This window comes from Lactobacillus sp. ESL0237 (assembly GCF_003692985.1).
GTDB lineage: Bacteria > Bacillota > Bacilli > Lactobacillales > Lactobacillaceae > Lactobacillus > Lactobacillus bombicola.
The window spans coordinates 1-9,691 of record NZ_REHE01000013.1 but is presented as its reverse complement, the minus strand read 5'-3'; the positions used below and the strand labels follow the sequence as shown (position 1 = coordinate 9,691).

General features: G+C 36.5%; 23 protein-coding genes. 20 read left to right on the top strand and 3 right to left on the bottom strand.

Translation table 11 applies throughout. The features are described from left to right. The 3 genes from F5ESL0237_RS07925 to F5ESL0237_RS07915 form a co-directional block, all read right to left on the bottom strand. The coding region (locus F5ESL0237_RS07925; RefSeq protein WP_122025391.1) for a DUF4428 domain-containing protein at positions 1-465 on the bottom strand (465 nt) is incomplete at its 3' end. A 28-nt stretch (positions 466-493) separates the two neighbouring features. After that, the gene (locus F5ESL0237_RS07920; RefSeq protein WP_158592449.1) at positions 494-925 is read right to left on the bottom strand and encodes an ImmA/IrrE family metallo-endopeptidase; all 432 of its coding nucleotides are present in this window, start codon (positions 923-925) and stop codon (positions 494-496) included. A gap of 13 nt (positions 926-938) precedes the next feature. Continuing rightward, complete coding sequence (locus F5ESL0237_RS07915; RefSeq protein WP_122025194.1) at positions 939-1,307, bottom strand: helix-turn-helix domain-containing protein; 369 nt, start codon at positions 1,305-1,307, stop codon at positions 939-941. 140 nt (positions 1,308-1,447) lie between these two features. Here F5ESL0237_RS07915 and F5ESL0237_RS07910 point away from each other — a divergent pair, with 140 nt between their 5' ends. From F5ESL0237_RS07910 to F5ESL0237_RS07825, 20 genes are all read left to right on the top strand, one after another. Beyond that, entirely contained in the window at positions 1,448-1,720 is a 273-nt protein-coding gene (locus tag F5ESL0237_RS07910; RefSeq protein ID WP_158592448.1) for a helix-turn-helix transcriptional regulator, read from the top strand. Then, positions 1,707-2,459 (top strand): antA/AntB antirepressor family protein, encoded by a 753-nt coding sequence (locus tag F5ESL0237_RS07905; RefSeq protein WP_233551991.1) that lies wholly within the window; start codon positions 1,707-1,709, stop codon positions 2,457-2,459. The genes F5ESL0237_RS07910 and F5ESL0237_RS07905 overlap by 14 nt, the downstream gene beginning before the upstream one ends. Positions 2,460-2,474: 15 nt before the next feature. Further along, positions 2,475-2,702: a hypothetical protein gene (locus tag F5ESL0237_RS07900; RefSeq protein WP_122025192.1), complete on the top strand. Its 228-nt coding sequence runs from the start codon at positions 2,475-2,477 to the stop codon at positions 2,700-2,702. Positions 2,703-2,704: 2 nt separating this feature from the next. After that, positions 2,705-3,037: a hypothetical protein gene (locus F5ESL0237_RS07895; RefSeq protein WP_122025191.1), complete on the top strand. Its 333-nt coding sequence runs from the start codon at positions 2,705-2,707 to the stop codon at positions 3,035-3,037. After that, complete coding sequence (locus tag F5ESL0237_RS08430) at positions 3,034-3,210, top strand: hypothetical protein (protein ID WP_158592447.1); 177 nt, start codon at positions 3,034-3,036, stop codon at positions 3,208-3,210. Before F5ESL0237_RS07895 ends, F5ESL0237_RS08430 begins: the two co-directional genes overlap by 4 nt. Before the next feature lie 67 nt (positions 3,211-3,277). Beyond that, on the top strand, positions 3,278-3,616 hold the full coding sequence (locus F5ESL0237_RS07890; protein ID WP_233551989.1) for a DUF771 domain-containing protein: 339 nt from the start codon (positions 3,278-3,280) through the stop codon (positions 3,614-3,616). Between the two features lie 242 nt (positions 3,617-3,858). Continuing rightward, positions 3,859-4,212 (top strand): hypothetical protein, encoded by a 354-nt coding sequence (locus F5ESL0237_RS07880; protein ID WP_122025190.1) that lies wholly within the window; start codon positions 3,859-3,861, stop codon positions 4,210-4,212. Positions 4,213-4,223: 11 nt separating this feature from the next. Beyond that, positions 4,224-4,709, top strand: coding sequence for a siphovirus Gp157 family protein (locus F5ESL0237_RS07875; RefSeq protein WP_122025189.1), 486 nt, complete (start codon positions 4,224-4,226; stop codon positions 4,707-4,709). 10 nt (positions 4,710-4,719) lie between these two features. Next, positions 4,720-5,424 (top strand): DUF1071 domain-containing protein, encoded by a 705-nt coding sequence (locus F5ESL0237_RS07870; RefSeq protein WP_233551987.1) that lies wholly within the window; start codon positions 4,720-4,722, stop codon positions 5,422-5,424. 4 nt (positions 5,425-5,428) lie between these two features. Further along, positions 5,429-6,244 (top strand): conserved phage C-terminal domain-containing protein, encoded by an 816-nt coding sequence (locus tag F5ESL0237_RS07865; RefSeq protein ID WP_122025187.1) that lies wholly within the window; start codon positions 5,429-5,431, stop codon positions 6,242-6,244. A gap of 9 nt (positions 6,245-6,253) precedes the next feature. After that, positions 6,254-7,060: a DnaA ATPase domain-containing protein gene (locus F5ESL0237_RS07860; RefSeq protein WP_122025186.1), complete on the top strand. Its 807-nt coding sequence runs from the start codon at positions 6,254-6,256 to the stop codon at positions 7,058-7,060. Continuing rightward, a complete protein-coding gene (locus F5ESL0237_RS07855) occupies positions 7,014-7,235 on the top strand; it encodes a hypothetical protein (RefSeq protein ID WP_122025389.1) in 222 nt (73 codons plus the stop codon). Before F5ESL0237_RS07860 ends, F5ESL0237_RS07855 begins: the two co-directional genes overlap by 47 nt. 2 nt (positions 7,236-7,237) lie before the next feature. Continuing rightward, complete coding sequence (locus tag F5ESL0237_RS08425; RefSeq protein WP_158592446.1) at positions 7,238-7,378, top strand: hypothetical protein; 141 nt, start codon at positions 7,238-7,240, stop codon at positions 7,376-7,378. Further along, positions 7,362-7,607 carry a hypothetical protein gene (locus F5ESL0237_RS07850; RefSeq protein ID WP_122025185.1) on the top strand — a complete coding sequence of 82 codons (246 nt, stop codon included), beginning with the start codon at positions 7,362-7,364 and terminating at the stop codon, positions 7,605-7,607. Before F5ESL0237_RS08425 ends, F5ESL0237_RS07850 begins: the two co-directional genes overlap by 17 nt. A gap of 90 nt (positions 7,608-7,697) precedes the next feature. Then, on the top strand, positions 7,698-8,147 hold the full coding sequence (locus F5ESL0237_RS07845) for a class I SAM-dependent methyltransferase (protein ID WP_199688786.1): 450 nt from the start codon (positions 7,698-7,700) through the stop codon (positions 8,145-8,147). Then, positions 8,134-8,295: a hypothetical protein gene (locus F5ESL0237_RS08420; RefSeq protein ID WP_158592445.1), complete on the top strand. Its 162-nt coding sequence runs from the start codon at positions 8,134-8,136 to the stop codon at positions 8,293-8,295. The genes F5ESL0237_RS07845 and F5ESL0237_RS08420 overlap by 14 nt, the downstream gene beginning before the upstream one ends. Before the next feature lie 3 nt (positions 8,296-8,298). Beyond that, positions 8,299-8,511, top strand: coding sequence for a hypothetical protein (locus F5ESL0237_RS07840; protein ID WP_122025183.1), 213 nt, complete (start codon positions 8,299-8,301; stop codon positions 8,509-8,511). A gap of 5 nt (positions 8,512-8,516) precedes the next feature. After that, positions 8,517-8,750, top strand: coding sequence for a hypothetical protein (locus F5ESL0237_RS07835; protein WP_122025182.1), 234 nt, complete (start codon positions 8,517-8,519; stop codon positions 8,748-8,750). After that, the gene (gene ssb / locus F5ESL0237_RS07830; protein WP_122025181.1) at positions 8,743-9,213 is read left to right on the top strand and encodes a single-stranded DNA-binding protein; all 471 of its coding nucleotides are present in this window, start codon (positions 8,743-8,745) and stop codon (positions 9,211-9,213) included. Before F5ESL0237_RS07835 ends, ssb begins: the two co-directional genes overlap by 8 nt. Positions 9,214-9,225: 12 nt before the next feature. Next, the coding region (locus F5ESL0237_RS07825) for a RusA family crossover junction endodeoxyribonuclease (protein ID WP_147441010.1) at positions 9,226-9,691 on the top strand (466 nt) is incomplete at its 3' end.

Here is a 9,691-nt window from a genome sequence, read left to right as displayed (position 1 = left end):
AAGTTGTTTTTCTTTATTCTGCTTAGTCTTAATTATTTTATCTAATTCATTCAATTCAGAATTCTTTTTTTCAATAAGAGCATCAAGTTCAACAGGTTTCATTTGCTGAACGCTCAATTTAAGCTCATTTTCTTTCTTTAAATTAGCATTTTCAGTCTTTAGGTTTATAATTTCTTCTTTTAATTCTCGAACATGAAAAATATCAAAAAAAGAATTTGCTTTATTTGAAGAATCGCTTACTTTTTGGTTTTCACTATTTGAAGATTGGTTTGGAATATTAAGCAAGTTGTTTATTTCAGCAATTGTATGAGATTGAAAATAATCATTCATTTTAGCTTGGCTTGACTTTTTCAAAAGCTGAGTTTTAGTAGCACAATTATTACAAATTATGCCATCTTTTAAAACATATTGTGATGACCATAAGCCTATTTTCTTGCCGCATACTCCACAGTGCTTTTGTTTCATTTTTTGACTCCTATTTAAAAGCGCTTACTTAAAAATCAACAATATTACATTTATTAACGTCTACATATTTCTCTAATATGTAGTAAACATTTGAAGGGATGCCAAAAGCTTTTGCGAAATCATAGATATTGTTAAAATGTATATCATTTTCCTGACAATACTGAATTAAAAGTTTAATCGCAAAAACATTTGCCAAGTATTCTTCCTCACCAACACCGTGTAGACAATTATGATTGTGATAATGAGAAGTGTCACCATTTAAAATGTGCCCAATTTCATGACTGAGCATAAAAGGCTTTTCGGCAATTTTATGCCAGTTTTCATTAAAAATGATTAGTCTAGGCCATTCATAGCATATGGAAGGATCGTGAGGATCCATGTATGGGATGTATTGAATACCAATTTTTTTAGACCAACAAAAACGAGTAATCCAATCTAGAACTTCATCCATATTCTGCATATTATCAAACTTTCTACTTATTATTCTTATCTCTCTGTAAAGCCTCAGGATGTTTTTTGACATATTCTTCTGCAATGGCACGATACATATCTTTCAAATCATCAGGAATGTGACCACCATAAGCCATACCTAAGTCAGTCCAATCGAGATTAGAAGAATCTTCTTTGTCTACTACTTCTTCTAGCAAATCACTAATATTAATATGATAATGATCAGCTATTTTTTGTAAGCCTCCTGATCTAGGCATTTTCTTACAGTTTTTCCAGTCAGAAACTGTAGAGTACGCAGTACCAATACTTTTTGCTAAATCTGTCACACTTTCATTATGATTAGCCATCAATTTGTTTAAGTTTACTGAAAAAATATTTTTTAAATTGTTCATTTTTAAATCTCCTATAAATGAATTATAACGCTATTAACTATCTTTTTGAATGTTTTTTTGCGCTTTTTGCGTAAAAAGTATTGCATTTCGCTAAAAGCGTGATAATATATATTTATAAACTATGAAAGGAGGGAATATGTGTGAGCAATTATAAAGTTCCCAATAACGTTAAACATACAATCAAAGATTTAAGAGTGAGAGCCGGATTGTCCCAATGGGAGGCTGCTGAAGCGTTAAATATTAGTCGCACAACATTACAAACTTGGGAAAAAGATGCAACTAAGTTATCAATTCGGGATATTAGTATAATTGCAGCTTTATACAAAATACCAACAGATTATATTTTTTTTGGCCCCAATAACGCTTTTAGCGTTAAAAAACAAATGGAAGGAAACAATCATGGAATTAATTAAAGTACAGGTCAAAGATGATCAGCAATTAGTCAGTGCTAGAGATTTATACAAAGCCTTAGAAATCAAAAAAAGATTTAGCGCTTGGGTAGAACAAAATTTTAGAGATTTTGAAGAACACATAGATTTTACAAGTGTACCTGCAGGTACGGTTGTTAATAATGGCGCCAAACGTGAATTACAAGACTATGCCTTAACAATCGACATGGCCAAACAACTTTGCTTATTAAGTCGGACAGAAAAAGGTAAGCAGTATCGTAAATATCTAATTAGTGTGGAAAAGAAGTATCGAGAAAACCAATTGGATATGCAAGAACTTAGTCCAGAGCTACAGATGTTTAGCCAGATGCTAAAAGTGAATGCTGAACACGAAAGAAAAATTAAGCGGTTAGACCAAAAGGTAGACAACATTACTGAAATCGTTAGTTTAAATACGACTGAATGGCGTAAAACAGCACAAGGTTTAATTCATAAGATGGCTAAGACTGAAGGTGGTTTTGGAGCTTACCAACAAATTCAAGGTGACATTTATAAAGAGGTAGATGCACGAGCAGGTTCAAGCTTAAAAACTAGACTGACTAATTTAAGACAAAGAATGGCACTTAATGGTTCATGCAAGTCAGCAATTGATCGTTTGAACAGATTAGACGTAATTGATGCTGACAAGCGGCTTAAGCAAATCTACATGGCAGTGGTTAAGGACTTCGCCATTAAATACAAAGTTTGGGAAAAGGAATATTAATTTAGGAGTTCAAATATGAAGTATACAAAAGAAGAATTTGATAAGCACGATAAAAAAATGATGAACGATGTTGCCGAACTTGAGCAATTAGTTGAGTGGGCACAGCAAGATAATACTGCATTTACTGAAGTAGATGGCGTTAAGTATGGTTCAGCTCATCTATGGCGTGAGGTTGCAGAAAAGGCATTAGATTTAGCAAATCAGCAAGAATGGTTCGATCGTTATGAAGCCAAAGAGGTGTAGTTATGGGAAAAGAAAACAACAAAAAAGAGCAATCAAATGATTACTCGAAAATTTTAAAACAAAATACAAAAAGTTATGGCGTTATCTTTTATGCTCATGATAGAGACAATAGCAAAGTACCTTTAGCCACAATGTCATTGGAGCCAAATGAACTAAAACGGATAACTTTGATTGATGAAAAATATTCAAGAATTTTAACAGGAATAGCTAAGGAATGTGGTCTGTCACAAAAGCTTTATGTGTGGATTGATGGAACTGAATTCAAAATTAAAAAACCAGAAGAGCTTAATCTAGAACGATTAAAAAATATTATTAACGAAAACGAGACAAAATGAAAAAGTTAGTAGCTCAAATTGGTTTAAACAAAATAGAGATTGAATTTAAAGTTATAAAAGATAAGAAATATAAAAATAAAGCTTTAGTTGAAATCAAAGCTAATGAAGCCATTAAAGAACTTGATAAACGGAATCATCAGCTAAAGTCGATACCAGTCCGTTTTGAAAGATAGACTTTAAAAGCAGCTTAGACAAACTAAGAGAGAAAAAGAAAACTAATGGAAAACGAGGTGAAATCAATTGACTGATCTAGTAAATCTACAAATACAAGTGGGGCCTCTGATTGAAGTGGTTGATCAAATCATGCAAGAGCGTGGCTATGTCCCAGCTGAGTCGCTGGAGGGCAAAACAATCAAGATGAAAGAATTCTCGAAAAAGTATTGTGGTAGTAAAGCAGTGCCTTGGATAAGATTATTCATTTTTGATGAATTCCCTGAAGTTGATTTTAAAAATGGCGGCTGGGTAGTCAATCCACGCAAGACTGCAGAAGGAAGCCGGACATTTATCTTTGAAAAGCCGGCACAAGAATGGCTAGACAAACACAGATGTGAAATAGATTGGAACGCAAAATTACCATGATTGAAAGGTTGATTGAAAAATGGACAGAATTTTTAAACACATGGACAGACTTCGGGAGCAACGGCGAGCCGCCGCTATCGAAGAAAGGCGCAATCGTGTTCTTCTTGCTAATAGTAATTGTTACGGTACTACCGCTGATTTGTTTAGCAAGCAACCCCGAACCGTTTTAGACACAAAAAAAGTCCGACAGCAATCGGACTCAATAACTAAATTAAAAATGATTATATAGGAGATTATAACATATGGAAGTTAAAACTGGCAAAAAATTATCGAAAACTATTTATCAAATTAATCAAGATGAAGAAATGCGTAGTTTAGCCAAAGATGATCCAGACGCAATTTTGCTTTACGACAAAACTGAATCAATCATCAGTACAGATTATGCCAACGACATTGATTATGCATATGATGATGCTGCAGATTACTTAAGAAGCAGGCTTAAAGCCAATGGTGGCTCGATTGACAAGTTAGCTGATGAACTAGGCTACAGAAGAAAATACGATTTTATCGATGATTTAATGATGGGCTTAGATAACATGACTGATGTCCTAGTTGATTGCTACAACGGCGTAAAACTTAGCGACTTGTTTGAGTGAGGTACTGAATTATGAATTTATTTGAAATTAATGATGCAATTAAGCAAATTGCAGACCGTGACGACATTGACCCACAGACACTTAAAGATACGCTTGATTTACTGGAATTAACTAGAGATGAAAAGCTTGACGGTTTAGCTGGATTGATTGAACGGGATATAGCTAATATTGCTTTCCTTGTTAAAAAGATTAAAGAACTATCAGAACAAAAAAGTCATTTAGAAAAGCAGAAAGACAATCTACAAAAATATATGACCGACGTTATAGACAATGCCCATATTAAGCAACTTCAAACGAAACACTATCTTTTAAAGACACGAGGTGCAAGACAAAAAACCATTATTTCAGATGAGAAAAAACTGCCAGATAAATACAAAATTACTAAAGTAACTGAATCTACTAAAGTTAACACAAATCAAATATATAAAGATTTAAAAGATGGCGTGGAAGTACCAGGGGCACATCTAGAGCCTAACCGCAGAACAGTAATTAGTTAAGGAGGGGTGCATGATGACTGAAAGTAAAAAGAGTGTCTTTGATACCTTATCGGAAATTGATGTTAAGCCCTACTTAGACAAAAAGGGCAGACTAGATTATCTCAGTTGGGCGAATGCATGGAAATTAGTTAAGCGAGCATACCCAGACGCAAACTACAAAATCACAGAATTTCCTGAATACATTCTAACTAAAGAGGGCTGGGTAGCTACTGGCAGAGATGTTGACTATCGACAAACGGCTGCCGGATATGAAGTTGAAGCAGTTGTGACCATTGAGGGACAAGAGTACAGCTCAAAGCTGTTTGTCATGGATTACCGCAACAAAGCTTTATCCCAAGCAACCTATTTTGAAATTAATAAGACCCAGCAACGAGCTTTAGTAAAGGCTTTAGCAATTGCTGGCTTAGGCTTAAGCGTCTATGCTGGCGAAGATTTACCAGAAGAGAAGAGTAACGGTCAAGTATCTAAGCCGCGACCAGTAAGGCAATCGTCAGCCAAGCCAAAATTTACTGACCAACAATTATTGGATTATGAAATTACTGACAAAAAGGGCACTGTCAAACTAGTTCAAGTGGTAGCAGAAGCTATTAATGGTAACCCCGATAGTGCAGCAACGATTAAAAGTTTAGGTGGCGAAAGTCACGAAGCTTATAAGCAAATTTACGCTAGGAAGCTATATAAGAGTTGGTTAGACACGCAACAGGTAGGGGAGTAATCAAATGAAAGCAAAATGGTTATACAGCAAACATCCAATTGTCATTGATACTGACCTCGCAGTTGCACTAGGGGCAAATGGTGATAGAGAAGCGATTGTTTTACAACAGTTAAATTATTGGCTGCATTCAAACATAGCTAAAAAAATTGATGGCAGGATGTGGATTTACAACACATTTGAAAATTGGCAAAAAGATAACTTTCCATGGCTATCATTACCAACAGTTAAACGAATATTTACTAAGCTAGAAAAGAAAGGGCTCATCATAACTGGAAACTTTAATAAGGCAGGTTTTGATAAGACAAAGTGGTATTCGATTGACGAAGATAAGTTGAATGAACTTGTGAGCCATGCATCGTATCAAAATGATACTACGAGAGTATCAAAAAGAGACAATGGAGAGTATCAAAATGATACAACCTATACCAGAGACTACACAGAGACTACTACAGATAAAGATATATATAGTTCCGCCAAGGCAGAACCAGCTATCTACAAAGAAGTGATTGACTATCTTAACGAAAAGGCAGTCACTAAGTACAAATCTACGTCTAAGGCTACACAGCGACTAATTAAAGCAAGAGTGAATGACGGCTTTAATATCCTAGATTTTAAGAAAGTAATTGATACCAAATGTGCGCAGTGGCGTGGAGATAAGAAAATGGCTAAGTATCTACGTCCAGAAACATTGTTTGGGACTAAGTTTGAAGGGTATCTCAACGAAAAAGCACCCAATGTGCCCCAACACGCTGATTTTGATGCTGATGCATTTACTAACGGTGAGATTGAGGGCGTTAATGAGGATGAATTACCATTCTAGGAGGATAAAATGACAGGAATTACACAGGAAACTATCAGGATGATTGAGCATCGCCTCCGTAAGTCGGATAAGACGTGCCCTAAGCATCCCGAAAGCCACTTAGTCTATCTAAGCGGAATTGACAAAGTAACACCATTCTGTGAAGTTTGCCAGCATGAGCAAATCCAAGAACAGGATAGGCGGATGCACGAGAACTTGCGGATACAGCAAAACAGGGGATTTTTAAAGAGGGCGTCTCTAGTAGACAGAAGAGATGTATTCAGTTGCACTTTTGATGATTTTAAAGCACAAAACAATTCTACCGAGGCAGTAGCAAAGCAGAGTGCTCGACTAATTGCAGGAGCATATCTTAAATATCCTGACAAAAAGGGGAATAGCTTGTTTTATGGCAATGCTGGAGCTGGAAAGACTCATTTAGCTATGGCTATTTTAAACGCCGTTAATGACAACGCAGAGCCAATGCAGAAGTGTCTATTTCTAAGCGTCAACAAATTGATTCGGGAGATGAAAAATTGGTTTAGCGATAAGACCTGCATCTGGTCACCTAAGCATGTGACTGATGTAGTTAAAGCAGCCGATTTAGTAGTTTTAGATGATTTGGGCGCTGAGAGTGCCAATAGTGAAGCTACTAGTTTTGTGCAAGATACTATTTTCGATATTTATGAAAGTAATCAAAAAATTATTACGACCACCAATCTAAGTAAGGATGAACTCTATCGGACATATCATGCCAGACTAGTTAGTCGTATGCAGGAAGGAGATAAGAGCCGTGTCATTGATTTTACAAAAATTGCCGACAAGCGTTCACGAATATAAGCAGACTTCTGACTGGGACAGTATCTACTCAAAGATATGGCATGAGCGAGCAGACCAGCAGTATGAATACGACTGTGAACATGGTATTGGCGCTTTTCAAAGAAAAGAACAAGAAGAACTACAAAAGGCACATCAATTTTTTGTGGATTTTGAAAAGAAGTATATGGAGGATTGACAATGACACACGTCAAAAAATTATATCGCAAAAACAAAGATGGCAAGTACGTGTTCTTAGGGCACGTGCCCGACAGCTATCCGTTGGATGAAAACGAAAAATTTGCAGATATGAGGGGAGTTAAAAATGAAAGAAATAACTAAAACAGTAATCAGATTTACTGACTTTATAGATAATAGGGAACATGAGGTACTACTAGATTATCTCTATCTAGCAGACGCTCATTTATATAATGTTGGTTCCAGCGAAGAACCTGAGTATAAGCTAAAATATCACATACGCTTTAATTCTATGGGCACGTATGAGGTCAGCAAAGAGGACTATGACTGGTGCGTGGACTGCTTAAAAGCAAAGGCGGGTAAACATGACTAAAAAATGCTACCTAAAGTTATACAGAGGTGGAGTTGGCATTAAGGAGTTGGATCTAGCTTGAAGATTTTAGATGCATGTTGTGGTTCCAAGATGTTTTGGTACGACAAAAGCGAACCACATACAATATATATGGATAGTCGGAGTGAAACAAATGAAGTAAAAGATCGTGATTATATCCGCTCTGTGATTATTAGTCCTGATATAGTGGGCGACTTTAGGGAAATGACTTTTGAAGATGAAACATTTGACTTAGTGATTTTTGACCCTCCGCATTTAAAGCAAGCGGGAGAATATAGTTGGTTACGGCTGAAATATGGCGTTTTACCTGAAGAAGATTGGCAAGAATACATCAAGCAAGGCTTTGATGAATGTATGCGTGTTTTGAAACCAACAGGAACATTGCTGTTTAAATGGTCAAACAATCAAATTGAATTTAGCCAAGTATTCAAAGCTATTGGACGGAAGCCAATTTTGGGCGACCGTAGAGGTAGCACAAGGTGGTCAGTGTTTATCAAAGGAGATAACAATGATGGAAAATAAAAAAACGCCACAATCCGATAAGATTGGTACGTTTAAGATAGATAAAAACGGAAAATTGGTTTGGGAAGATGCTACTTATGGACATACAGTTTTTACAGCCGAACAGGTTGAAGCAATCAAATTTTTAATTAATGACAAATTGAGGTAACCAATGGAAGTAGTAAATGACATGTTAGTTTTTAAAGACTGGACCATTAACAAGTGGTGGGCAATACCACTAGATTACTTCTTCAGTGCTGATGAAAAAGAAGGCAAGTTAGTGGTGTCATTCTTCATTGCTGACAATGGCTCATATGCTGAAGCAGGGGTTGACCAAGAAACGTACGACTTTGTTAATAAGACAATTAAGGAACAAGCGAGGTAATAAAAATGGAAAATAATGATTGGAAAAACCAATTTGAACAACGAGCAATTAATACGAAAGCTTGGGGCGTATTTTTAGTGATTGCTGTAATTGCTTATTTCATATGGCAAAGCAAAATAGCGTTGTTTGCCACACTCTGTTCAACTTTTTTCTTTATCGAAAACATAGCCGTTGCTTACTATTCTTATAGAAAAGTTGCTTACTATTCTTATAGAAAAAAGGAGAGCAAAAATGATTAATAGAACGGTATTAACTGGTCGCTTAACACGTGACCCCGAATTAAAAACAACGCAGAGTGGGCTGTCAGTAGCCACATTTACGCTTGCTGTTAATCGGCAGTATACTAACGCTCAAGGTGAAAGAGAAGCTGACTTTATCAGTTGTGTCATTTGGCGCAAGGCCGCAGAGAATTTCTGCAACTTTACGTCAAAAGGGTCACTTGTTGGTATTGATGGCCGAATTCAAACTAGATCATACGATGGCCAAAACGGGCAAAAGGTTTATGTTACTGAAGTAGTCGTTGATAGCTTTTCATTGTTGGAGTCGAAAAAGGATAGGCAGAATAGCGCAAATACGGGGAATGACGGCGGTTATAGTAGCAGTGGTGGCAATACAGGTAACAGCAATAATAGTTCTCCGCAAGACCCATTTAGTGGTTCAAGCGACACGATTGATATAACGGATGATGATTTACCGTTTTAGTAGGAGGAGAGTATGGAGCGTTGCTTGAAGTTTATCGTCCCTGGGGAACCTAAAAGTAAAGCAAGACCACGATTTTCTAGGCGAGGTGGCCACGTAATTACCTACACTCCAGATGATACTCACGATTATGAAAATCAAGTCAGGTACAGTGCTCAGATCGCTAGGCAAAAATACAACATAAATAAGCCAATATCGCAGGATATGGCTATTTCAATCAAAGTGTATTTTGGAATACCGACTTCTTATTCAAAAAAGCGCAGGGCAAGGTGCTTAAGCGGAGAAGAGAGACCAACTAAAAAGCCTGATAGCGACAATATAGCGAAGATTGTGCTAGATGGGTTAAATCCTAAAATGAAAGTTAATCACGCATTGCACAAGGCTGTGTGCCTAAGCGAAGGGCTATATAGAGACGATAAGCAAGTAGTCGATTTGACCGTTGAAAAATGGTACGGAGAAAAGCCACAAGTAGAAGTGACAG